18 protein-coding genes are annotated in these 23,907 nt (G+C 37.5%); 3 read left to right on the top strand and 15 right to left on the bottom strand.

All coding sequences use genetic code 11. The features are described 5' to 3' along the window. Positions 1 to 6: 6 nt before the first annotated feature. Both rpsI and rpsB read left to right on the top strand, forming a co-directional pair. Entirely contained in the window at positions 7 to 393 is a 387-nt protein-coding gene (gene rpsI / locus J2T03_RS19590; protein WP_045501218.1) for a 30S ribosomal protein S9, read from the top strand. Positions 394 to 593: 200 nt separating this feature from the next. Continuing rightward, the gene (gene rpsB, locus J2T03_RS19585) at positions 594 to 1,355 is read left to right on the top strand and encodes a 30S ribosomal protein S2 (protein WP_111955604.1); all 762 of its coding nucleotides are present in this window, start codon (positions 594 to 596) and stop codon (positions 1,353 to 1,355) included. Between the two features lie 115 nt (positions 1,356 to 1,470). Here rpsB and J2T03_RS19580 read toward each other — a convergent pair whose 3' ends face one another. The 9 genes from J2T03_RS19580 to tsf form a co-directional block, all read right to left on the bottom strand. Then, positions 1,471 to 1,920: a DUF6759 domain-containing protein gene (locus J2T03_RS19580; RefSeq protein WP_307221015.1), complete on the bottom strand. Its 450-nt coding sequence runs from the start codon at positions 1,918 to 1,920 to the stop codon at positions 1,471 to 1,473. A gap of 4 nt (positions 1,921 to 1,924) precedes the next feature. Further along, the gene (locus J2T03_RS19575) at positions 1,925 to 2,626 is read right to left on the bottom strand and encodes a DUF6759 domain-containing protein (RefSeq protein ID WP_307221012.1); all 702 of its coding nucleotides are present in this window, start codon (positions 2,624 to 2,626) and stop codon (positions 1,925 to 1,927) included. A gap of 20 nt (positions 2,627 to 2,646) precedes the next feature. Further along, positions 2,647 to 3,324, bottom strand: coding sequence for a tRNA (guanosine(46)-N7)-methyltransferase TrmB (trmB, locus tag J2T03_RS19570; RefSeq protein ID WP_306845558.1), 678 nt, complete (start codon positions 3,322 to 3,324; stop codon positions 2,647 to 2,649). A 98-nt stretch (positions 3,325 to 3,422) separates the two neighbouring features. Then, the gene (locus J2T03_RS19565; RefSeq protein WP_306845489.1) at positions 3,423 to 4,196 is read right to left on the bottom strand and encodes a DUF6759 domain-containing protein; all 774 of its coding nucleotides are present in this window, start codon (positions 4,194 to 4,196) and stop codon (positions 3,423 to 3,425) included. A gap of 195 nt (positions 4,197 to 4,391) precedes the next feature. After that, the gene (locus tag J2T03_RS19560) at positions 4,392 to 5,180 is read right to left on the bottom strand and encodes a hypothetical protein (RefSeq protein ID WP_307221010.1); all 789 of its coding nucleotides are present in this window, start codon (positions 5,178 to 5,180) and stop codon (positions 4,392 to 4,394) included. Positions 5,181 to 5,337: 157 nt separating this feature from the next. After that, positions 5,338 to 8,730: a T9SS type B sorting domain-containing protein gene (locus J2T03_RS19555; protein WP_307221007.1), complete on the bottom strand. Its 3,393-nt coding sequence runs from the start codon at positions 8,728 to 8,730 to the stop codon at positions 5,338 to 5,340. 114 nt (positions 8,731 to 8,844) lie between these two features. Continuing rightward, complete coding sequence (locus J2T03_RS19550) at positions 8,845 to 11,688, bottom strand: T9SS type B sorting domain-containing protein (protein WP_307221004.1); 2,844 nt, start codon at positions 11,686 to 11,688, stop codon at positions 8,845 to 8,847. Between the two features lie 138 nt (positions 11,689 to 11,826). Further along, a complete protein-coding gene (locus tag J2T03_RS19545) occupies positions 11,827 to 14,682 on the bottom strand; it encodes a T9SS type B sorting domain-containing protein (protein ID WP_307221001.1) in 2,856 nt (951 codons plus the stop codon). Positions 14,683 to 14,936: 254 nt separating this feature from the next. Then, complete coding sequence (gene tsf, locus J2T03_RS19540; protein WP_306845484.1) at positions 14,937 to 15,764, bottom strand: translation elongation factor Ts; 828 nt, start codon at positions 15,762 to 15,764, stop codon at positions 14,937 to 14,939. Between the two features lie 144 nt (positions 15,765 to 15,908). Here tsf and J2T03_RS19535 point away from each other — a divergent pair, with 144 nt between their 5' ends. Then, positions 15,909 to 16,664 (top strand): DUF6759 domain-containing protein, encoded by a 756-nt coding sequence (locus tag J2T03_RS19535; protein ID WP_306845483.1) that lies wholly within the window; start codon positions 15,909 to 15,911, stop codon positions 16,662 to 16,664. 63 nt (positions 16,665 to 16,727) lie between these two features. Here the strand turns inward: J2T03_RS19535 and J2T03_RS19530 are convergent, their stop codons facing one another. From J2T03_RS19530 to J2T03_RS19505, 6 genes are all read right to left on the bottom strand, one after another. Beyond that, entirely contained in the window at positions 16,728 to 17,684 is a 957-nt protein-coding gene (locus J2T03_RS19530) for an acetyl-CoA carboxylase carboxyltransferase subunit alpha (RefSeq protein WP_306845482.1), read from the bottom strand. Positions 17,685 to 17,732: 48 nt separating this feature from the next. After that, a complete protein-coding gene (gene gltX, locus J2T03_RS19525; protein WP_307220999.1) occupies positions 17,733 to 19,460 on the bottom strand; it encodes a glutamate--tRNA ligase in 1,728 nt (575 codons plus the stop codon). A 130-nt stretch (positions 19,461 to 19,590) separates the two neighbouring features. Next, on the bottom strand, positions 19,591 to 20,499 hold the full coding sequence (locus tag J2T03_RS19520; protein ID WP_306845479.1) for a glycosyltransferase family 2 protein: 909 nt from the start codon (positions 20,497 to 20,499) through the stop codon (positions 19,591 to 19,593). Positions 20,500 to 20,536: 37 nt separating this feature from the next. Then, positions 20,537 to 22,048 carry a hypothetical protein gene (locus tag J2T03_RS19515; protein ID WP_307220996.1) on the bottom strand — a complete coding sequence of 504 codons (1,512 nt, stop codon included), beginning with the start codon at positions 22,046 to 22,048 and terminating at the stop codon, positions 20,537 to 20,539. Between the two features lie 184 nt (positions 22,049 to 22,232). After that, positions 22,233 to 22,688, bottom strand: a complete 456-nt coding sequence (locus tag J2T03_RS19510; RefSeq protein ID WP_306845475.1) for an N-acetyltransferase — start codon at positions 22,686 to 22,688, stop codon at positions 22,233 to 22,235. After that, the gene (locus tag J2T03_RS19505) at positions 22,685 to 23,905 is read right to left on the bottom strand and encodes a glycosyltransferase family 61 protein (protein WP_307220995.1); all 1,221 of its coding nucleotides are present in this window, start codon (positions 23,903 to 23,905) and stop codon (positions 22,685 to 22,687) included. The genes J2T03_RS19510 and J2T03_RS19505 overlap by 4 nt, the downstream gene beginning before the upstream one ends. Positions 23,906 to 23,907 lie beyond the last annotated feature (2 nt).

The raw sequence follows: 23,907 nt of genomic DNA, 5'->3' as shown, positions 1-23,907 counted from the left end.
TTAATTATGTCTATAGTTCACAAAATCGGAAGAAGAAAAACTTCTGTAGCAAGAGTTTATGTAAGACCAGGTTCTGGTGTTATTACAGTAAACGGTAAAGATGCTGCAACTTATTTCTCTACAGACGTGATGGTTTACAAGTTGAACCAGCCGTTTATCCTTTCTGAAACTGTTGGTCAGTATGACGTCACCGTAAATGTTTTCGGTGGTGGTAATACAGGTCAGGCAGAAGCTATCAGATTAGGTATTTCAAGAGCTTTATGTGAAATCAATGCTGAATTCAGATTAGCTTTGAAGCCAGCTGGTTTACTTACAAGAGACGCAAGAATGGTGGAAAGAAAGAAGCCAGGTCAGAAAAAAGCAAGAAAGAGATTCCAGTTCTCAAAACGTTAAGAATTGCGGTAAGCTTAAAGCAATATGCAATAAGCTATTTGAAAAACTTATTAAACTTTTTAACTCGCTTGAAGCTTACAGCTTAGTGCCTAAAGCCTAAAGCAAATTGCCCGTTACGTTTAGCATCCAAACACTTCTCCCATCTAAAGAAGTTGTTGATTGTTTAAAAGACGGAAAGTAAACTAACAAAAACAGAAAACATGGCAAAAGCAAATGTAAAAGACCTTTTAGAGGCTGGCGTACACTTCGGTCACATGACCAGAAAGTGGAATCCAAATATGGCTCCATACATTTTTATGGAGAAAAACGGTATTCACATTGTAGACTTACATAAAACAGCAGTTAAATTGGACGAAGCTTGTAGCGCTTTGGAAAAATTAACTTCTGCAGGTAAAAAAGTTCTTTTCGTAGCTACTAAGAAGCAAGCGAAAGAAGTTGTTGCAAAACACGCTTCTGAACTTAATATGCCTTATATTACAGAAAGATGGCCTGGTGGTATGTTAACGAACTTCGTTACGATCAGAAAGGCTGTAAAGAAAATGAACCATATCGACAAAATGAAAAAAGACGGTACGTTCGAAACTTTATCTAAAAAAGAAAGATTACAGGTAGACAGACAAAGAGCTAACCTGGAGAAGAACTTAGGTTCTATCTCTGACATGGTTCGTCTTCCTTCTGCAATCTTCGTTGTAGATATCATGAGAGAACATATCGCTGTAACTGAAGCTAAGAAATTAGGTATTCCAGTTTTCGGTATTGTTGATACGAACTCTGATCCTAGAAAAGTAGACTTCGTTATCCCAGGAAACGATGATGCTTCTAAATCTATCGATATGATCTTAAACATCGTTTCTGATTCTATCAAAGAAGGTCAGTCTCAAAGAAAAGCTGATAAAGAAAAATCTAAAGAAGAGGGAGAAAAGGTATCTGCTGAAACAGATACTGATTTCGATGCTGAATAATTAAAGATTTTCTTTAATATAGGAAAAACGCTGGATTTTTGTCCAGCGTTTTTTTATTATGTAGTTATATGTCTTGGTATAAGAAAAACCCCCACTCAACTGAGTGGGGGTTATTTTAATTGCTAATCTTTATAGCATAAGATGTGGTGATGAACTTTGTAGAATCGTAAGATGAGTTACAGAGCATTCCGGAGAGTCTGTAATTCCGGTTTTTAGGAACCATTGTATATCCAACTTTACCGGAACCTATCGGAATCTTTTTAAAGAAGCCGGTACTGCTCACAGTAAGCACCATATTGCAAGGAGATTTATTTTCCACTGAAATAGAAGTTCTGGGATTCGTAGGAGAGTCGTCATTCAAAAGATCGGTTAAAACATCTGCTGTTTCAGGCTTATAGGTTTTAATAAGCTCTGCATATTCCCGTTCCGTGCTCATTACAGTATTCCCCCCGGAACTATTTCCTGAAGATGATGGATGAGATGTTCTTATAGGGTAGTTGCCGTAGTTCACACTACAACTCATAAGGGTAAGTGAAATTCCGAAGAAAGCGAATAGCTTTTTCATACAGTTATTTTTTGGATCTTTTCTTTTTTAAAGTTTTAACCGGTATTGCTTCCTTTTGGTCTTTTGCAGCATCTTTATTTGCATCAGACTTAGGCGACGTACCCGGATTTTCAATCACTACAAATATACCTTTTTTTATATCTTTTTGAGAGGAGTATTTTACATCACAAACATTGCTGTTCAGGCTATATGAGCCTTTATTGAGGATGATAAAATTCTCACCATGTGCAGGAACGGCCAGGTTATAGAAATTTTTTCCTTCAATTCTAAGGATGATATTACAGTCCGAATTATTTCTAAACAGAAGCACTGCCTCTTTACTGGTAATATCTTCATCAAACATAGCATTCAGAAGCTTGACCGTTTTGTCTTTATGCTGATCAGAAGTTTCGGCGATGAGCTTTTTAAACTCTTCCGCATCATTAGAGTTTGAATTTCTCAAAAACCTGTTTGGGATATCAGTCATTACCGGTCTGGCTTCCATTGGTTTCGCGGTTTTAGCACCTTTTGTCCAGCCAGAATTCTTTAAAGCAATGAGCTTGGGTTTTAGAACAGCTCTTTTAGGATCATCAGGGTGCGCATTCCTTAGGTATTCTTCAATTTCTTTTGTATTTGTGCTTTTTAAGATATCCTTGTGTTTTTTCTGTGCTGAAGCAGAACCCGAAACCAGGAAAAAGAAGAGGAGGGGCGTTAAAATTTTTTTCATCAATTTGTTGTGTTATTCCATTAGCTTATCCGGAATTTTATATATGTTATTGTTTTTCCTTTAGCTGAGAAAAGCTCTTCATAATAGGTTTTTATGTCTCTGAGATGTTCCGTATTCGGATCATATTCCGGAGCACCATAAATATCATGATGGGCTGTAATGATTTCATAACCGGCACCTTGCAAATAGCCCAACGTATAGCCATGCAAGAATTCAGAATCCGTTTTCAGATGGATGATTCCACCAGGTTTAAGAAATTTTTTGTACCGTTCTAAAAAGTCAGGATGGGTAAGTCTGTGTTTTGTACGTTTGTATTTGATCTGAGGATCTGGGAATGTGATCCAAATTTCGTCAACTTCACTTTTTGCAAAAAAATGATCTACAAGCTCGATCTGTGTTCTGAGAAATGCCACATTATTCATTCCGCTATCCACGGCTTCCTTAGCGCCAAACCAGAATCTGGCTCCTTTAATGTCTATTCCGATGAAGTTTTTTTCAGGGAAGGTTTTCGCAAGCCCTACAGAATATTCTCCTTTTCCACAACCCAATTCGAGCACGATTGGGTGGTCATTCTTAAAGAAATCCTTTCTCCAGTTTCCTTTAAGTGGAAAACCGTTTAATGCATCCTCTCTTGTGGGTTGGATAACATTTGGTAAAATCTTGTTTTCAGCAAATCTTGCTAATTTATTTTTGCCCATCGAGTCATTTATAAAATCCTGCAAAAATAGCAATTTTTACATAGATTACCTTGCCTTTTAAGCATAAAAGACTAGATCTGTGCGTATTTATAGAGGGCTTACTGTGTTGGGGAGGTTCCCAATGCTACCATAATAGCTTTTTCGATTGTTTTTTGGGAAGCATACTGCGCGCCACATACAAGACTTGTGAAGAGATACTGTCCTTTGGTTATAACAATTGTACTTTCATCATGGGCGGGAACGGCAAGTCTGTATTTGGTGTTTCCCACTCCTTCCATTCTTACAATGATATTACAATCAGAGTTATTTTTGATAAGAACAATGCTTTCCTTGCTGTTCGGGTCGTTATCGAATAGGGAATTTAATATTTTTACCGTTTTATTTTTGTGCTCCACAGGATTTACAGCCATCAGCATATTAAACTCTTCAGCTTCAGCATTCGGAACAGCGACATTGGCGGATGTATTGACAACAAAAGCGTTTTGGGTAGTACTTGGTGTATACACCACCGTAGATTGTTTGGCGGCAAGTTCTGCTTTATATTTGGCGATCTGTTTCTGTTTGATAATGGCGTTCATTTCATCAAAACTGATCTTTGTAGACGGTCTTCTTTTCAGCAGTGCAAGCATTTCCTGCATGTCTTTCACTTTCTGGTCTGCAGGATGAGCGTCTTTAATGTATTGGGTCATCATTTCCATTACCCTGGGTTTCAATACAGATCTCCGGGGATCATCAGGATGTGCATCCCTGAGAAAAGCATTAATCTCATAGATGTTTTTACTTTTTAAAATATTGCTGTAGTCTTTCCCCCTTTTCTGGGCAGACAGATTAAAAAATAGAACAGAAACAAATAGTAAAAGTAGTTTTTTCATTAACAAATATTAAGTTAAAAGCTGATGTTCTTTCTCAATTTGTGTTTTGGTCCATTAGTTTATTACAATAACGGAATACTGCTGTTTTTATTTTAGATACGTAATTGTGAGATAAAATTAAACATATTTTTAAATAGAAAAGAAATGTATACTATAAATTATTAAATAGTATACATTTCTTAAAATATCAAAGGCTTATTTAATTACTTCCTGAAGATTCGAAGTCTTAAGTCTCTTCTGATAGATTGGCAGATACTTTTCGATAGGGATTTTTATTGCCTCAAAATTACCGGACAGGACATAAGCTTCAATATTTTCTGACGTATAAACAAACTGAAGGAAATTATCAATAAGATTATCAGGAATTTTAAACTTGGCAAAATAGTCTTTACCAAGATAATTCTTAATCTGGGATACAGAATTATTCATCCTTTCATAAGCCATATAACGCTGTTTTTTCTTTCTGTCACCCGAAAGGATGTCATAGATGCTTTCGAGGCTGAAGGTGAGCCCACCGTCTCTTAAGCCGGCAACCGGTAGTTCAGGAGATGTCCCGTCACCTTTAGGTTCAGGAAGTCCGATTACCTTTTTAATGGCCAGCCCCTTATCCTCTTTTCTGATAGAATTTACATCATATCTAAGGTTTCCGGTAGGTTTGAACCTGCTTAACACAATTTCCTGAATTTCGTAATATGCAATTTTTAATTCAATGATATTTTTCTGCTGCATCATCTGTGGAGTAAGCTTTACATCTTTTCGTTCTGTAACGATAGAGGTAAAGCGGATCACGTCTCCGGGAGCTGCAGGTATATTATAAGTACCGTTGTAATCGGTAAGTACCGTTTTCTGAGTATTCAGATTGGTTACGTAAACCTGGTTGAGATACAGGATCGAGTTGTCTCTTAAAAATACCTCTCCGGAATATGTCTGTGCATTGATTTTTGCCAGAAAAACCAGCATTAAAAGGGTAATTAGCTTCTTCATATAATTAGAGCAAAATTACGTAGAAATACAGCAATTTATACCTATTAAGATAGTGATTACAGGTTAAAGTTATATTAAACTTTAATACTTAACTGTTAATGAATGTTATAATGTTGATCAATAAAAACGATATAATGAAATTTAACCAAATATTTCATTATTTACGTTTTACCAGTAGCCAGCTCGTATATTTTATAGGAATAGAAGTGCCAAATTCCGTCCAGGTGATGAAATACCAGTAAGTAGCTGTTGGTACAGGTCTTCCGCCCATTCTTCCGTCCCAGGTATACCGGTTGCTTGGGCTTCCTCTGAAGACTTCAGCTCCATAACGGTCGAATATTCTGAATTCCAGATTCGTGTTACTCATTAAAGCGGAATAGTTTATCTCATCATTGTGCCCGTCATCGTTAGGGGTAATGGTATTGATAAGATTGATGATGGCAAATGCTTTTTCTACTTCGCCACACAGCTTAGAGTCTCTTACAAAGACCTTGTGGGCTCCTCTTGGTACATTGTTGAAAACATTTGAACTCTGCCAGCTTACTCCGTCCAGAGAATATTCATAGGGGGGCACACCGCCACTTACGCCAACCGTTACTGTAGATCCGTTGATTTCAATGGAAGTGATCACCGGAAGAGGTGCTTCTATAACGTTAACATATTGTTTGTAAACACAGCCATTGAATGTAAGCTCTACCCAATAGCTTCCGACAGGAACATTGGAAATAGAAGGAGAAGTCGCTCCTGTACTCCAAAGGTACTTTTCAAATCCTGGGCCTGCGTCTAATGTAGTAGTTGCTTTCGGACAGATAATCTTGTCTTTTAAGAGATCAGATTTCTTAGGGGCTTTAATGGTGATTTTAATAGGTGCAACTTCAGGGCAGACCCCATTTTTCTCAAATCTGATATAAAAGGTCTGTGCAGCTGTAACATTAACGGTTGCTGATATAGGATTAATATCATTCTGGGCATCTGCCAAGCTTCCATGGAAAGTATAGGTCACATTTGGGTCTGCTGTAAACTGTGGAATAAACTGTGCAAGATCAACCGCTTTTATTCCGTCAAGATCATCATCACAAATGCTTGTTACAGCGGCAGGTGTTAATAAAGGAATACGGCTTCCTATGCTGAACTGTAAAGGTTTTACAACGACAGCACAGCCATCCGGAGATTCAACTCTGATGTAAATGGTTGTTGCAGCTGTATAGCTCCAGGTATTAGGAAGAGTATTGTTGTTTCCTGCATTAGCATCTGCAAGGGATGCATAATATCTTACGTTGGTAAAGTAACCGGGATTATTCAGCACAATGCCTGTTATACTGGATAGTGTGACGGTGACTGTTCCGTCCATATTGTCATCACAGAAAGTGCCATTATAATTGTTCGTTACAATAGCCAGGTTGTATAAAGTAAGGGTGATCTGGGCAATACTTTTACAGCCCAGGTTATTTTTTACTACAGCATATACAATGGTACCGTCCGGAGCGGTATAGGAATTTGTAGAGGTGATAAGTGCTCCAGGATTTTCTGTCTGAGCATCTGCTAAAGTAGGATAGTAGGTAATAGTTACCGGTGAGTTATTGGTTACATTGGCGGTAGTAAGATTAAAAGTTCCCTGTCCGTTAATATTACAGGCATACAACGTAACATTTGTTACGATAAGAGATAGGATATTGACGGTGACGGTTACTGTTTCACAATCTGGGAAAACAGGATCATCTCCGCAGAAAGTATAGGTAAAAGTATCTGTTCCGACTGTTCCGGGAGTATTGACGGTATAAGTAATGATACCGGTCACAGGATCGATAACAGCAGTTCCCAGTGTAGGAGCATTGACAATAGCGACCGTAGAAGGGACAGGTGTCTGTGCAGAGCTGGTGAATGTCGGGGTTATAGTTTTTGTGCTGCAGACATTGAAGGATGATGTAGTCAGCTTTGTACAATTCAGAACTTTAAACTGCTCCGTCACCAAGGGTGCACATTTCCCCATCGTTACAGAACATGTATAAAATCCGGACTGTGTAGGGCTGATGGATGCTCCTGTAGCTCCGGGAATAAGAGTTCCGTTTACATACCACTGATAGGTATCATAAATAACGGGATCTACCGTAAGCACAATACCGGGAGCACAGGTTCCTCCTGAGCTTAAAATAACGGGTTGTGTAGGAAAACCTGCGAAAAATCCCCCATATCCGACAGCGTTACTTCCAGCATTGATTCCTGCGGTAATTGCTTTGTCAGACACTATAGTGATTGTTCCGGCAACATTTGGAATACCATATGTAACCCAGTTGGCTGTACCTGTCATATCGAATGGGCCTGTTGTTACCGGTGGAACAGCGCCGTTTACCGTGACATTGGCACCTTTTTCTGTAATAAGGTTCAGTTTGGTGGGAATATTAAGAATTCCCGAAGGATTTGCAGTGGAATGAACAAAGTTCTCATCAATAAAGCCCAATTCATTGATCTGTTTGGGAAGATAACAGTTCAGTGCCGGAATAAAGTTGAACCCGCCGGTTGCTACTTCACTCCCTGAAACGGAATCCCCGGCAAGAATCTGATAGACATAGGCATTTTTGGATGTTTTAAGGTAGAGATTATAGTGGACCCCCGCCTGTAGTTTATATTTTGAATCAGGAATAATAAAATACTGTCCTGCATTTAAAGTGGTAAGGGGAGGAATTTCATCGTTAACAAAAATCTGCGTATTGTTCTCAGTAGCAATCACAATGGCTCCTTCCATATTAGACCCTATTCTGCCATTCCCCTTTACTAATGCGAACTCAGTTCCAAGTCTTTCAACAGGGACAGCCTGATCCATTAAAATATCAGAGCTCGAAGGATAGTTTCCGGCATATTGGCCATTGAAATTTCCATTGGTGATATTCACCGGCTTACTGGCGGTTATCTTAGCACCAATGAAACCATCAGTATTTGCTGTACCCGTACCTTCTATAATGTATGACTGCCCTTTATTGAGGGTAAAGGTCATGACAGGGTTTGTAGCGCCGGTGGTTCCGTTTGAAAACTGTACCGTTGGCTTATACCCGGAGACTGTAACTGTTGTATTGTCCTCAGTTGCAAGAACACTGGTCATAAAGTTTAAGATGGCATTACTGACCGTAATGGGGGCATTTGCAGCATAGAAATTCTTTCCTGTAGAAGGTATTCCTTTTGAAGTAATGATCTCAGCATGGTTGAATACGGAAAACCTGAGGTTAGCATAAAAAGGAAATTCAGCTTTTAGATATAATCCTTTTGTAGTTGGAGTAAAGAGGTCGGTCTGGCTGGTGGTAATGATATAGTTTCTTAGAACATCAAATTTCTGAGGATTGTTTTTGCTGATATTTACCGTTCCGATAAGAACGTTATTGTTATATATGTTGACAGGGAAAGGTGTTGTTCTGTTGGTAGATAAGTATAATTTCTGATATGGATTAGGGCTTATGCTTCTATCCATCATTGGTGCAAACCAATGCTCCCTATCCAATTGGGCAAAGGTAAAGGTGAAAAAAGAAAGTATAAATAAAAAAGATAAAATTTTTTTCATTCAGTAGAGAGGGTTTAACACAAATTTAATAATAAAATGGATTCATTACTTGAAAAAGTAATAAAAAAACCGCGATGGTAAAATCGCGGTTTGAAAAGTTATATTTTTCAGTCCTTATTCTCTGCTTTTTACGAGAATCCAGCCTGTATATTTTACAGCAGTCTGTTTACCAGCAGGTTCATTCCAATGGATCTCAAACCAGTAATTTCCGGTAGGCACTCTTTTGCTTCCGCCTAGCGTACCATTCCATTTATAACCGTTTGATTTATCTCCCTGGAATATTTTGCTTCCATATCTGTCAAAAATAGTGAATTCCAAATCTTTTTTGCCTGATAATAATGAATAATCAAGGACATCGTTTACACCGTCTTCATTAGGGGTAATAGCATTGATCAGATTAGGAATGGTAATTTCTACTTTTATTGGATCACAGTTATAACTGTCTTTTACATATACTGCAGATATTCCTCTCGTCACATCAGTGAATATATTGGAATCCTGCCATTGGATATTATCCGATGAATATTGATATGGAGGGGTTCCGCCTATTGCATATACGGTAACTGTAGTATTTGAAATGTCGATATTGGAAACAACCGGCTGCTCGGAAGCATATACCTTCACGGTCTGAAGCGTAACACAGTCGCCGGTTTTCAATTTCACCCAATAGGTTCCTACGCCAACATTTTGGATGGCCTGTGTTTTAGCTCCTGTACTCCATTCGTAACCGTTGAAACCTGGTCCGGCATCAAGCGTTGTTTTGTCTTCTACACAGATAATCTTATCAACAAGAACAGTAGATTTTACAGGAGGAAGAACTGTGAGTGAAACTTCTGCAATTCTGTAACATCCGTTGGCATTGATTACTTTTACATAAGCAACTCCGGTGGGAGCAATATAATTTGCTGGATTCAGGATTTCATTCGTACTGTTGTCAGCATCTGTAGGGGAAGGATAATATTTTTTGGTAACTCCTGGCTGTACGGTTACAGAAGCATTGGTAAGGTTAAATAATCCCGTAGCCGGATTGTCTTCTAAATAACATGTTCTTAAAGAAGCATTGTTAACAACCGGACTCTCAGAAACTGTTAAATTTAATGTTACTTCCTCGCAGTCCGTAAAATCAGGGTTATTCCCACAAAATTTGTAAACAAATGAGTCTGGTCCTACATACGTATAGGCAGGAGCATAGCTAATGACCCCTGTGGCAGGATCAACTACTGCGTTCCCATTAGTTGGTGGTGTAACGATGATTACACTACCCGGGACTACAGACTGAGTAGAATTTGTAAATGTTGGAACAATCAGCTTAACACCGTCGCACACTGTTTCGTTCAATGTAGTTTCGGTAAGACAAGTGAATACTTTATAGACCGGGGTAGTTATCGGGGGACATGAGCCTACCGTGATTTTTACAGTATAATTACCCGACTGTGTCGGAATATAAGAGTTGGCTACTGCTCCGGTAATGGGAGTACCATCTCTGTACCACTGATAAGAATCAAAGCTGTCATCCACTTCCAGTACAATTCCCGGAATACAGTCGCCGGTCTGTTTGGCAATAACCGGAATGGAGGAAAATCCTGCAAAATATCCACCATAGCCTACTACACCACTTCCTCCTGAGATTCCTGCTGTTACCGCTTTTGAAGAAGTAATTGTTACATTTCCTGTAACGTTCGGCACGGAGTAGGATACCCATGATGAAGTCCCTAAAACTGGATAAGGGCCCTGAGCAGCAGGAGGGGTAGCTCCGTTGACGGTAACTGCAGCTCCTGCTTCTGTCAGTATATTTAATTTAACATTGTTGGTGGTAGGAGGAAGAATATTAATGTTTCCTATTTCATCAATTTTTCTTGGAAGGTAGCAGTTTAAAGGAGGAATATAATTGAATCCGATCGTAGCGTTACTCGCTGCAACACCTGCCAATAACTGGTATACATAAACATTTTTTGTTGTTTTAATATACATATTGTAGTGGTTGTTACCCTGATTGATGTAATTGGTATTGGATAACTTATTCACTCTGTAGCTTTCACCTTCATTTAGGGTGATCACCGGTGTTGCCCCATTGTTAATGAATACTTGTGTACCACCTTCGGTAGCTACAATCAGGGCATCTTCCATTCTTTCACTGATATCTCCGTTTCCTTTTACAAGAACGAATTCATTCCCCAACCTGTCTGTAGGTACAGATTGGTCCATGACAATATCAGCTCCGTCAAAGAAAGAACCAGTTGGAATGATTGCAAACTGGCCGTTGAAGTTCCCGTTGGTCACGGAAATAGGTTTGTTGGCCTCTATTTTAGCACCAATAAAGCCTTCTTTATTCCCTGCTTTATCACCAACTCCTTCAATAATGTAGGACTGACCCTTATTAAGGGTGAATGTCAAAGATGGATTGGTCACACCAGTCCATCCGTTGGTAAATATGACATCACTGGAATAATCCGAAACGGTGACTGTAGTATTGTCTTCTGTAGCCATCACACCAGTGGTAAAGTTCAGTGCAACTATAGGATTTTCTATAGGGGAAACTACTGCATAAAACTTTTTCCCGATCCCTGCTTTTCCTTTAGATGTCAGAATTTCTCCATGACTGCTTACAGAAAATCTTAAGGTTGCAAAATAAGGTTTTGTTCCTTTTGTATATATTCCTTTGCTTACCGGAACGAACAGTTCAGAAGTATTACCGGTAATAATGCTTCCTAACGGAATGGTAAATGTCTGGGGAGCCCCTTTAGAGACAGTCACTGTTCCCAGCAGGGTATTATTACTGTAAATTTCTACAGGAAAAGGAGTAACTGAATCTGTAGAGAAATACAATGCCTGTTGTGGGTTGATAATATTTGTACTTCGGGCTGCCATAGGAGCAAACCAATGCTCCGTATCTCTTTGCCCGAAAAGTGAGCTGGCTGTTGTGAACAGCAAAAGAAAAGTGAGTAAAAAATGTTTCATGTATATAGGAATTTAGGATTGTCGCAAAAATAAGAGAATATTTAACGTGGAATTATAAAATGTTTAAAAAAAAATCATTTTGCGTCAGAAAAAAACCGCGATTTTAAGTCGCGGTTAATTATTTGTTGCCAAGAACGGTTATTCAATGTTTTTAACTAAAATCCATCCTGTATAGTGGATAGGAGTTTTTTCTTTGTTGGTTTCATTCCAATTGATATGATACCAGTAAGTTCCTGTTAGCAATTTTTTGTCATAATGTTTTCCGTCCCACTTGTAATTATTGAATTTGTTCCCGGTAAATACCATATTTCCGTATCTGTCATAAATTACAAAAGAAAGGTTTTCTTTATAAGCTAATTCGCTGTAGTCAATAAAGTCATTTTTATTATCACCGTTAGGAGTAATGGCATTTAATAAATTAGGAATTGTTACTTCCACTGATGTAGGATCACAATTATAAGTGTCTTTTACATAGAAAGTATGTTGCCCCCTTGTCAGCCCTGTAAATACGTTAGAATCCTGCCAGTTAGATGGTGAATCTACTGCATATTTGTATGGAGCTTTTCCTCCGTTTACAACTACTGTAGCTGTTGTGTTAGAAATTTCGATCTTGGTGATTACCGGATCTTCAGCTTTTCTTACTCTTACAATTTGTGGCAGCAAACATCCGTTTTTGCCCAGAATTACAGAATATTCTCCAATACCTACATTTTGAATAGAAGATGTTGTAGCTCCGGTATTCCAGAGATATGAGTCATATCCGGGACCTGCATCCAGATCTGTTGTGGCGTCTGCACAGATAAACTGATCAACAAGAATTGGTGATTTTTTGATCGGAAGAGCAATCAGCTGAATTTTTGCATTCGCTGTACATCCTTCGTTTGTTGTAACTTTTACATACACAAATCCTCCGGTAGACGGATAGTTTTGGGGAACTGTGATTTCGTTAGTTCCTGCAGTAAGATCGGCCAATGTAGGATAATATTTTTTAACTACTGCATTATAGTCGGTAACGCTGGCTTTAGTAAGATCAAAATAAGCATAAGGATCTACATCATACTGGCATGCTGAGATTATTGCATCTCTTACTACAAATGGCACTACAGTAAGGTTTAAAGTAACCTGCTCACAGTCTATAAATTCAGTAGCATTACCGCAGAATTTATAGACGATCTGATCCGGGCCATAATAGTTGGTAGTAGGAGTGTAGGTGATCGTTCCGTTTGAATTTATTACAGCTGTACCGTGTGCTGGTGGAGTAATAATCACCAGTGTACCCGGTACAGGAGTCTGTGTTGAAGATGTGAACGCCGGTGTAATTACCTTTGTAGAACATGCATTCAGTGTTTGTGTAGTAAGTTTTAAACAGGTAAAAACCTTATAGATTGGAGTAGTAACAGGCGGACATGTACCCATTGTTACTTTTACCGTATAGTTTCCGGAAGTTGTAGGTGAGAACGTATTGGCTGTTGCTCCCGCGATAGCTGTTCCGTTCAGGAACCACTGGTAGCCTTCATATCCATCATCCACTTCAAGAACAATACCTGGAGCACATTCTCCGGAACGTTTTGCAATCACTGGAATTGATGAGAATCCTGCAAAATAACCACCGTATCCTACTGCTCCACTTCCAGCAGAAATACCTGCTGTAACTGCTTTTGTAGAAATAACAGTAACATTTCCTGTAATATTAGGAACAGAATAAGATACCCAGGCTGTAGTTCCTGTTACAGTAAAGGGACCCTGTGTAGTTGGAAGCGGAGTTCCATTTACGGTAACCGTTGCTCCTGTTTCAGTGAGGATATTTAATTTTACATTTTTTGTGCCGCTTGAAAAAGCTTCAGGAAGTTGATTGATCAATCCTATTTCATCGATTTTTCTCGGTAGGAAACAGTTTAAAGGAGGAATATAATTGAATCCTTCTGTTGCCGTACTGTTTGGAAGACCTGCCAGGAGCTGATAAACATATGCATTTTTAGAGGTTTTGATATGCATATTGAAATGAGAATTCCCCTGATCAATATATGGGAATACATAGGTATTATTTGGTCCCTGGCCTACTCTTACCCATTCTCCTTCATTAAGGGTTTGGATAGGAGTGGTAGATCCGTTAAGAAAAACTTGAGTATCATTTTCAGTTGCGATGATCAGTGCGTCTTCATCACCGTCATTGTTATCGCCGTTTCCTTTTACAAGGACGAATTCGTTTCCTAGTCTGTCTGTAGGAACGGATTGATCCATAACAATATCAGAACCGCCGGATCCCGCAATTGGAGGGAGCGCAAACTGTCCGTTAAAGTTACCGTTAGTAACTGATACAGGCTTATTAGACTCTATTTTGGCGCCGATGAAGCCGAAGGCATTGGTTCCGTTATTTTCTCTACCTTCTATGATATACGCCTGTCCTTTATTAAGGGTAAATGTAAGCGTAGGTGCAGTAGTTCCTGTACTGCCGTTAGAGAACTGTACTCCTGAGTCATATCCGGAAACCGTAACTGTTGTATTATCTTCTGTCGCCAAAACACCAGTTGTAAAGTTCAAAAGGGTTATATTTTGGCCGGTCATTGGAGAAGCTGCAGCATAGAATTTTTTCCCAATACCTGCTTTACCTTTGGACGTTAATATTTCCCCGTGGCTGGTAACACTAAACCTGAAATTAACATAATATGGTTTTGTTCCTTTAGTATAAATTCCTTTACCAATGGGTGTGAACATGTCAGCTGTATTCAATGTAATCATTGTAGCTGTGGAAATATCAAATGTCTTAGGATCTCCCTTCATGATCGTCACTGTTCCAAGCAGTATATTATTGCTGTATATTTCTACAGGAAATGGTGTTACAGAATCTGTAGAAAAATATAACGCCTGTTTAGGACTGTTGAGAATATTAGATTTAGCTGCCATAGGAGCAAACCAGTGTTCCGTGTCCCTTTGTGCAAAGAGCGTGTTAATTGATAAAAGAAGTAATACTAAGCTGAGTAGAAATCTTTTCATGTGTGTGGAATTAGGATTTCTACAAATTTAAAATAATATTTGAAATAGTGTTAAATAAATATAACAAAAGTTAAAAATTAATCACGATTTTTAATTAAAAGCCATCAGGAATATGAAACTGGTAATCTTGTATCAGGCTCTGTCCAGGTGATCATCTACTGATAAGAAGTTCTTACCAGCTTGATCTGGCAGAGCACATATATAAAAAATCCCGGTGAAATTCACCGGGATTTTTTATTTTATTTGAAAGATAATTAAGTTAAGCTTACTCTTACAAATCCTGTTACTTTAAGATCTCCGTTTACAGATTTTACATAGTCAGCAACAGAAATACTTCCGTCTTTAATGAAAGACTGGTGTACCAATGTGTTGTCTTTGTAGAATTTCTGCATTTTACCTTTAAGGATATTGTCGATGATGTTCTCCGGCTTACCTTCTTTTACAAGAAGTTCTCTTTCGATTTCTAATTCTTTATCGATTGTCTCTTGAGACACTCTGGTTTCATCCAAAGCGATAGGGTTCATCGCAGCAACCTGCATAGAAACAGATTTAGCAACCTCGTCAGCTCCGTCTACCTTTGCAGAAAGAGAAGTGATAGCAGCAATTTTGTTTCCAGCGTGGATGTAAGCTCCTAAGAATGGTCCTTCGATTCTTTCAAAAGCTCCGATCTCGATCTTCTCACCGATAACACCTGTTTGCTCAATTAATTTCTCAGCAACAGTCATTCCGTGGAAGTCTGTAGCTAAAAGCTCTTCTTTAGTAGCCGCGAAGATTGCCATTTCAGCAAATTCGTAAGCCAGCTCGATGAAAGCTTCATTTTTTGCAACGAAGTCAGTTTCGCAGTTTAAAGAGATTACCACACCTAAAGTGTTGTCCTCGTTTACTCTAGCGATTACCGCACCTTCAGAAGATTCTCTGTCAGCTCTGTTTGCAGCTACTTTCTGTCCTTTTTTTCTAAGGATATCTACTGCTTTTTCGAAGTCTCCTTCTGCTTCAACTAGAGCTTTCTTGCAGTCCATCATACCTGCACCTGTTTGGTTTCTTAATTTCGCTACGTCTGCAGCAACTGGTGTATAAGACATAATATCTATTATTTTTTTATTTAAGATTAGTATTAATTTTTAGCTTAATTTTAAAGCAGTGCAAAGATAATGATTTTAATGATAAACTAAAAAATGACTTTTCACGTTATTGATATATTTAATACTATTTTAAAGACTTGATTAATGAAAAAAATCTTTCTACTTATATTTCTATGCATTTTCACCTTAGGTTTCTCACAAAAAAAGAAGAAATCGAAATCCAAAGCTGTGGTGGAAAAAGAAACGGTAATCATCTATACAGAACAGGATGCTGAAGCTTCAAAAGAGGCCCGGGTAATCGCCGGTTTTCTGAAACAGAATCCTGGGCATGCCAAAACAGATTATTTTAAAAGAAAACTTATTGATATGATTATGGCTGATAATTCCCCTGAAGCCAAACCTACCATTAAACCAATCAGCAAAGAGAAAATAGAAAAAATTGTTCAGAATAATGAACTTAACAGCGGTAAAGTGATAGCGGCCAATAAAACATCTGCTGAAAATAAGAACACGGATAAGGTAAATGATGCTATAAAGGCTTTGAAAGAAGAGAGACTGGCAAGCGTTGGTTCCATGAGTTCCGCCAAAACTGCCGGAGTTGCCAAATCAGAACCTAGTGAAGCCCATAAAAAAACGGCAGCAATGCTTACCCACATTTTTAATAATGATATGAATAAGAATGAGGCTTATATCAACATCAAGAACAGGTCAAGCTGTAACCTGATCGTAAAGATAAGCGGAAAGAAATATTATAATTTAACGGTTCCGGCAAAAGGACAGAATTTTATTCTGATAGATAAAGGTGAATATGTACTGACTACGATGGTGTGCGATGCAAAATATTCTTCGATCAAAAAGGTAACCCAGGATATTGAAATTGCCCTCAATGTAGCTGATTAATAAGTAAAAAGAAACTAAGCTATAAACAAAACGGTTAAGAAATTTCTTAACCGTTTTTTATTTTTATCCTTTAAACTGTCCCATCGCAATGAATTTCTCCTGCCTTTGGGTTTCAAGTTCCTGTCCTGAGAATTTTGAAAAAGCTTTGATATTCTGTAAAATCGAATGTTTAAGATTCAGATAAGCTGTTTCCGGATCATATTGAGCTCCACCAAGGGGTTCTTCAATAATACCGTCAATGAATTTTTCTCTTAAAGCATCTTTTGGAGTAAGATTCAATGCATTGGCTGCATCTTCTTTGTGATCCCAGTTTCTCCATAAGATAGAAGAACAGCTTTCCGGAGCAATTACAGTGTACCATGTATTTTCAAGCATGTATACCTTATTTCCTACACCTATTCCCAAAGCTCCGCCACTCGCTCCTTCACCGATAATATAAGTGAAAATTGGAGTTTTAAGCTGAACCATTTCGAAAATGTTTCTGGCAATTGCTTCACCCTGTCCTCTTTCTTCAGCTTCTAGTCCCGGATAAGCTCCCGGTGTATCTACTAAAGTTACCACAGGGATTTTGAATTTTTCAGCAAGCTTCATCAGTCGTAAAGCTTTTCTGTATCCTTCAGGATTCGGCATTCCGAATCTTCTGTACTGTCTTTCTTTGGTTGTTCTCCCTTTCTGGGTTCCTATGATCATTACTTTCTGACCATCCAATGTAGCCAAACCGCCGATCATTGCGGGATCGTCTGCGAAATTTCTGTCTCCGTGAAGTTCCAGAAAACTTCCTTTATCTACCATTCCGTTGATATAGTCAATTGTATAGGGACGATCAGGATGACGGGATAGTTGTACTCTCTGCCAAGGGGTAAGATTTTCGTAGATTTCTTTTTTCTTTTCCAAAATCTTATCCTCAATCTGGCTGCATGCTAATTTTACATCAACACCACTTTCTTCTCCTACTAAAGAACAAGTCTGAAGTTGATCCATCAGATCTTTTATAGGAAGTTCGAAACTTAAATATTCCATTTCTTGAAGTAAATTAAATCTTTCAAATTTATGAAAAATTATGAAAAACTATTTAAAATTATTGATAGCATTGTTTATTCGGGAGATACTTTCCTCTTTTCCAATCAGTTCCATGATATCCGGAACATCAGGGCCTTTCAGCTCTCCTACTAAAGATAAACGCAGCGGCATCATCACTTTTCCCATCCCCAGGCCTTTGTTTTCCGCGAAATCGTGGACTGCCTGCTTTAGGATTTCTGAAGTAAATTCAGTGGTAGCAAGATTTTTGACTAACTCCTCTAAAACAGCTGAAGTTTCTTCGTTCCAGGCTTTTTTAGATGCTTTTTCATCATAGGAAACCGGAGCTTCGAAGAAAAATTTTCCGTTTTCGTAAATATCTTTAGGGAAGGTAGCTCTTTCTTTCATCAAACCGATGATCTTTACTAATTTTTCATCAGCAACACCGGACAGGTTAAGGTCTGTATTCTTTAGTATCTGAAGAAGTTCATCGTCAGACTTCATCTGGATATACTGATGGTTGAACCATTCTGATTTTTCCTTACTGAATCTGGCGCCGGCTTTATGTACTTTATGAAGATCAAATTCTTTGCTCATTTCTTCCAGAGACAGGATTTCTTTATCATCTGCAGGAGTCCAGCCCAGCAGGGCTACCATATTGATGAATGCATCAGGAAGATATTCGTTTTCTCTGTATCCTTTGGAAACAACTCCCGTGGAAGGGTCTTTGAAGTCCAGCGGGAATACAGGGAATCCAAATTTATCACCATCTCTTTTGCTTAATTTTCCGGATAGCCCTTTCTTTAAAAACTGTTTTACAGAAGCTGTTAATGGATTATCCTTATCATTTTCGCCCAGCATTGATTTAAATCTCGGGCTTTTTACTTCTGCAAAGAATAATTTAATAAGCTCTGCTGATTCATCAAAAGAAAACTGGCTGTTTTTCAGGACAAATTCTTCTGCAAAAGATTTTGTGATGCTGTCAATATTATCTTTATTAATTAAAGTCGATACATCAGGCTTCAGGATTAGAGACAGGTGGGCAAACTGAGGTGCTTCCCAACCCATAGCTTCGTATAATAAAGTGTGAAGCCCTAAAGACGGCAGCCATTCTTCGCCACGGATCACGTGGGAAATTTCCATTTCGTGATCATCAATGATGTTGGCAAAATGGTAAGTAGGCATTCCGTCGTTCTTTACAAGAACTTTATCGTCCAGGGTATTGGTGTTCACAGAAGAATTTCCTCGGATGATATCGTGAAGGTTTAATGTTCTGTCAACCGGCATTTTGAATCTTACCACATAAGGCGTTTTTTCATCCAGTAATTTCTGAACTTCTTCTTCAGAAAGGGCAATACTGTTTCGCAGTCGGTTTCTGGTCTTGTTGTCATAAGAGAAAACATCTCCTTCCGCTTCGAATTCAGCACGGATCGCATCCAGCTCTTCTGGCGTATCAAAGGCGATGTAGGCATAGTCTGTTTTCAGGATCTGCTCTGTATATCTGTCGTAGATATCCCTTCTTTCAGATTGTCTGTAAGGTGCAAATTTTCCTCCTTTCTTAGGGCTTTCATCAGGAATGATTCCGCACCACTCTAAAGCTTCTTCGATATAGTCTTCAGCCCCTTCCACATATCTGGCTGTATCTGTATCTTCGATTCGAAGGACAAATTCACCACCCTGGTTTTTGGCAAAAAGATAATCATATAATGCGGTTCTTACGCCTCCCAAATGCAAAGGTCCGGTAGGACTTGGAGCAAAACGAACTCTTACTTTCTCCATTTCAATAAAAATTTTGGTGCAAATTTACTTAAAATTATATGTTTTAAGGATTATTTACACTTTCGTTGTTGGTTTTTTTGGTTTTAGACAGTAAAAAGGATGAAGTGAAAATTCACTCCATCTTTTTTATTTACTTTTTTAGCATCAGCAGTTTAAAGAATAGGACAGGATTTTTGTACTTAATTCTGTACTTTTCTTTTTTCCATTCCGTTTGCAGCCTTTTTTTCTCAGATTCCGAATCTGTTTCTGATAAAAGGATTTCGTACTTGAAATGAATAAGCTTAAGCCTGTATTTTTTATAAAGCTCCTGATCTGCTTTTATGTAATCAATGTATTTATGGGTCACTTTTTCATAAGAATCTTTCATTAGCTTCCAGTTTCTCGAAAGGCTGGTAGAAAGGATTCTGTAGTAGAATAGCTTTTTGTCGATAAACCCAATTTTATAGCCTTTGGAAGTCAGTCTCAGATTCATATCCCAGTCTTCAGTATTGATGTTTTCATCAAACGGATATTTCACGAGAAGCTCTCTTTTTACAAATGTTCCTACATTGGCTGTTTTGTTTTCGGAAACGTTTTCCTGGAAAAAATTATCAAGGGTGTCTATGATCTGCTTTTTCTCTTTCGGAGTATAGGCATCTGTCATTTTCTCTTCAGACTGATAATATTTATAACCGTCTGAAAGAATAAAGTCTACCGGATTTTTCTCAATATATGATACTTTTTCTGAAAGATGATCTTCCGTAAACCAGTCATCTCCCGAAAGTATGGAAATGTATTCTCCTGAAGCATGGGAAACTGCAATGTTAAGGTTTTTTGCTACGCCGAAGCTCTCAGTATTTCTGATGATTTTGTAATGCTTGTCAAAGGTTGAAAGGGCCTGTTCTGCATTTTCAAACGTCCTGTCTTTCGAAGCATTATCCAAGAGAATAATTTCATAATTGGGGTAGGTCTGTGAAATGGCGGACAAGCATGCCTGCTCAATGAACTTTTCATGGTTCATGGTGATGATGATGAGGCTTACAAGCGACGGGTTATTCATTGTTTAAAGATACTGATTTTAGATAGGATGAGTTTAATTACCTTAAAATGGTAAAATATTTTGTCTTTTTGATGGCTTTTTTTTGTTTCATCATTTCAAGAGTCATTGAACTGACAAAGAAGCCCTCTTTATAGTAATGCAGGAGATTATTATCTACTGCTATTGTGTTTGTTTTTAATTTTTGAAGATCGGATTTCCAGCTTGGATATTCCACATCCATTTCCCATGACGCACGGTTTAAAAAACTTGCGTTAATAATATCCAAAAGAGGAGAGGCAGGTAAGAATATAACATCTTTATGTGTTTTATGTATCTGTTGTGCCTCCAGGATATAAGAGTATTCTTTTTCAGAAACCAACAATCCTGAAACTGCCGGAGCATTTTTAATAAAAACATGTTTAGATGTAAGACTCTCAGAATGATAAGGGTACTTGCCTCTGTATATTGAAAAAACGGTTAATACGATTCCCCATAAAAGCAGGAAAAACCGGTCTTGCTTTTCTATAAACTTGTAAAGAAGAATTAAAATAAAAAAAACAGGTGTATTATATCCCCAGGATATGGAAGAGCACCATCCTAGAAACAGCAATAAAAATATAAATTTATTTTGCCGTTCATACTTGAGAAATAAGATAAATAAGATGACATACAAAACATAAGTCCCCTTAAACTGCCCGTCATTAAAAAAAGGATATATGATAAAGACAGGCAATACAACCACCAATGCTATTTCAAATACTTTTCTATTAATGTTTATAAAATAGATAAGGGCTAATGAAAGTATATAAAGTATGGTGTGAAATTTTTTTTCAAAAGAAAAGTAAGGTGCTATACAGCCCTCATAAACATAAGATGGAGACGCAGGTTGTAAAACCTGTTCTATAAATAAGTTGAAATTTTCAATAATCCGATACTGAAACAGTACTGCAATTAAGAATAAAAAAGAAGGAATAAAGAGGTAGAGATCTTTTTTTGTAATCACAAATTTTTTAAACAGATCAAAAAGGATAATGACTGATGCGCCCAGTCCGAAAATAGCAAACGATTGCTTGGTAAGTGAAGCAAATGCAATAAAAAGAAGTGAACTCAGATACCATTTTTCTTTATAAAACAGCAAAGCAAGCACGGCAAAGAAAATTCCATCTATAGTATGCCAGGGCATGATAGGGAAGGTGTGAAGAAAACATAATACCAGAAATACGGTAGTCTGTAAATCCTTCTTATCAAAGATAAGCTTCTGGATGACAGAACAAATGACAAAGCTCTCTATAATGACAAGGATTCTAGAGATTAAAATTAAATAATCAAACTGAAGCGGAATAACCTTCAGCAGATAATCCCAAAAAATAACCCCAAAAAAAGGACGGATAAAATCGTAGTCTTTATAAATAATCTGCCCTGTTTTTAATCTTCCCACTGCAGATAACTGAAACCCTAAATCAGCCTGATTGATAGAGTAAGCACTTATGAAGGCAAAATACAGACCTGATAAAAGTAATATTCCATAAGAGAAAATCTGATTTTTATTATAATTGGGTACCGAATCCATATTTGTCATATATTTCCTATCTGCACTATGTATTCATCATAATGCCAAAAAATCGAAGCTGATTAAACAAATTTTCATACTGCAAAAATAAAATTCTGTTATCAAACTGATTATAAAATCACATGGTTGATTATCATAAAACAATCCAGCTACGAGTAGCTATCATTAGATTATTTCAAGCATTTCATTTGATTTGTTTTTTTGCCGGATTTCCAAACCATGTTTCTCCGGCAGGCACATCTTTTGTCACAACACTTCCTGCCCCTACTACTGCATTCTCATGAATGGTAATTCCCGGAAGTATTGTTGCATTTGCTCCAATAGAGGCTCCCTTTTTGACAATGGTTTTTAGTAAAGTGAAATTTTTATTTTTTGATACAGGCTTTTTATCATTGGTGAAAGTTACATTGGGCCCAATAAAAACATCATCCTCAATAGAAATCCCATCCCATATTTGTACTCCCGGCTTTATAGTAACATTATTTCCAATATAAACATTATTTTCTATGAAAACATTATAGTTGATATTACAATTTTCACCTATTACGGCATTGGGAAGCACAACGCAGTACTGCCATATCATTGTATTTTCACCAATAGACTTGCTTAGCACTTCTGCAGTAGGATGTATATTTATCATAAGCTTAAAAGTTGTTTTAGTTCATTTGAGAAAATTTCGGGATCCAACCTATAATCTTCATGAAAATCTTTACTTGTTTGAGGATAAATATAAAAGTGTAAATCAAGGCCAATTTCTTTTGCCAATGTAGAGAAAATAGCGAAATCCCCCCAAACAGAACTAAGCCAAAGTAATCCTTTGGCTCCCGGATTTGTAAAAAGGATGTTGGTCCATGCCGCTCCTGTTGGCCCTATGATATAATCAGCCTTATTGACCAGGTATATTTGCTCGTGAATGTTAAGGTCTTCAAAGAAAACCTTTTCAAACCCATATTTTTTTGCTGTTTCAAAAATTTCATGATCGTTATATTTTCTATACTGTGATCTTCTTGAAATAAATACTTTTTTAATAGGCTCGATACGGACCTTGCTTAGGTCTAGATTATCAAAGGCCGTTTTTCTAAGATACTGCAAAGAGGATTTCGATAATTTTGCAAATCCGGCTTCATATTTTTCGCCCGGCATAATGTTCGGGATGGCATAATTGATACTCGAGATATGCCACAGCTTTTTGAACTGGTAATAATTTTTATTGTTGTTGAGAAATAGAATTTTATAATCCTTCAGAAAAAACATCAGTAGGTCTTTCAGGTTTTCAACCTTTTGTACTTCTTCATCTATGATAATCAGTTTATTCTTAGCGTCGGGGATATATTTAAAAAACTCAACTTTAGAAAGAATATCAACCAGAAAATGATAATAATTGAACGTAAAAGTTCCACCCATAAAAATAGCTTCATCATCATAATACACATTCTTGTAATTCTTTACTTTTGCAAGAGTCATGGAATGTTGTATTAAATTGGTGGTATTGTATACATAAGTAATCCTGTCATCATCATGCCATCTTTCATAAAAAATTTTATCTTTTTTCAGGTTTAAGAAATACGTGGAATTAGGAATACACAGTACATTTTGAAGAGCAAAAATCTCTATGGTATTTTTAGGTGCTTTTACAGAAGCCTGAGGAGCATAAAAGGTTTTAGGGAGAAAAATTTCTACCTCTTGTTTTTCAATGATCTTGATTCTTTCCGTACAGTATTCAGACGGGACAGAATCCAGCGGCAAAAAATCGGTTACAAGCCTTTTTGCTTTTCTGAAAAAGGATTTGATATAATATTTTTTTCTAAGTGCTTTAAGCTGTTTTTCTAAATTTTCAATTTGTTCCTGCGCATTCATAT

The sequence above is a fragment of the Chryseobacterium lathyri genome (assembly GCF_030812195.1).
Lineage (GTDB): Bacteria > Bacteroidota > Bacteroidia > Flavobacteriales > Weeksellaceae > Chryseobacterium > Chryseobacterium lathyri_A.
The sequence above is the reverse complement of the archived record's forward strand: the minus strand, read 5'-3'. Positions and strand labels throughout refer to the sequence as shown.

Excerpts from the sequence above, each read along its gene's own strand:
- gltX (WP_307220999.1), bottom strand. The coding sequence starts at position 19,460 with ATGGAGAAAGTAAGAGTTCGTTTTGCTCCAAGTCCTACCGGACCTTTG.
- J2T03_RS19555 (WP_307221007.1), bottom strand. The coding sequence starts at position 8,730 with ATGAAAAAAATTTTATCTTTTTTATTTATACTTTCTTTTTTCACCTTT.
- rpsI (WP_045501218.1), top strand. The coding sequence starts at position 7 with ATGTCTATAGTTCACAAAATCGGAAGAAGAAAAACTTCTGTAGCAAGA.
- J2T03_RS19580 (WP_307221015.1), bottom strand. The coding sequence starts at position 1,920 with ATGAAAAAGCTATTCGCTTTCTTCGGAATTTCACTTACCCTTATGAGT.
- J2T03_RS19545 (WP_307221001.1), bottom strand. The coding sequence starts at position 14,682 with ATGAAAAGATTTCTACTCAGCTTAGTATTACTTCTTTTATCAATTAAC.
- J2T03_RS19550 (WP_307221004.1), bottom strand. The coding sequence starts at position 11,688 with ATGAAACATTTTTTACTCACTTTTCTTTTGCTGTTCACAACAGCCAGC.
- trmB (WP_306845558.1), bottom strand. The coding sequence starts at position 3,324 with ATGGGCAAAAATAAATTAGCAAGATTTGCTGAAAACAAGATTTTACCA.
- J2T03_RS19575 (WP_307221012.1), bottom strand. The coding sequence starts at position 2,626 with ATGAAAAAAATTTTAACGCCCCTCCTCTTCTTTTTCCTGGTTTCGGGT.
- J2T03_RS19515 (WP_307220996.1), bottom strand. The coding sequence starts at position 22,048 with ATGGATTCGGTACCCAATTATAATAAAAATCAGATTTTCTCTTATGGA.
- J2T03_RS19535 (WP_306845483.1), top strand. The coding sequence starts at position 15,909 with ATGAAAAAAATCTTTCTACTTATATTTCTATGCATTTTCACCTTAGGT.
- J2T03_RS19560 (WP_307221010.1), bottom strand. The coding sequence starts at position 5,180 with ATGAAGAAGCTAATTACCCTTTTAATGCTGGTTTTTCTGGCAAAAATC.
- tsf (WP_306845484.1), bottom strand. The coding sequence starts at position 15,764 with ATGTCTTATACACCAGTTGCTGCAGACGTAGCGAAATTAAGAAACCAA.
- rpsB (WP_111955604.1), top strand. The coding sequence starts at position 594 with ATGGCAAAAGCAAATGTAAAAGACCTTTTAGAGGCTGGCGTACACTTC.
- J2T03_RS19510 (WP_306845475.1), bottom strand. The coding sequence starts at position 22,688 with ATGATAAATATACATCCTACTGCAGAAGTGCTAAGCAAGTCTATTGGT.
- J2T03_RS19530 (WP_306845482.1), bottom strand. The coding sequence starts at position 17,684 with ATGGAATATTTAAGTTTCGAACTTCCTATAAAAGATCTGATGGATCAA.
- J2T03_RS19565 (WP_306845489.1), bottom strand. The coding sequence starts at position 4,196 with ATGAAAAAACTACTTTTACTATTTGTTTCTGTTCTATTTTTTAATCTG.
- J2T03_RS19505 (WP_307220995.1), bottom strand. The coding sequence starts at position 23,905 with ATGAATGCGCAGGAACAAATTGAAAATTTAGAAAAACAGCTTAAAGCA.
- J2T03_RS19520 (WP_306845479.1), bottom strand. The coding sequence starts at position 20,499 with ATGAATAACCCGTCGCTTGTAAGCCTCATCATCATCACCATGAACCAT.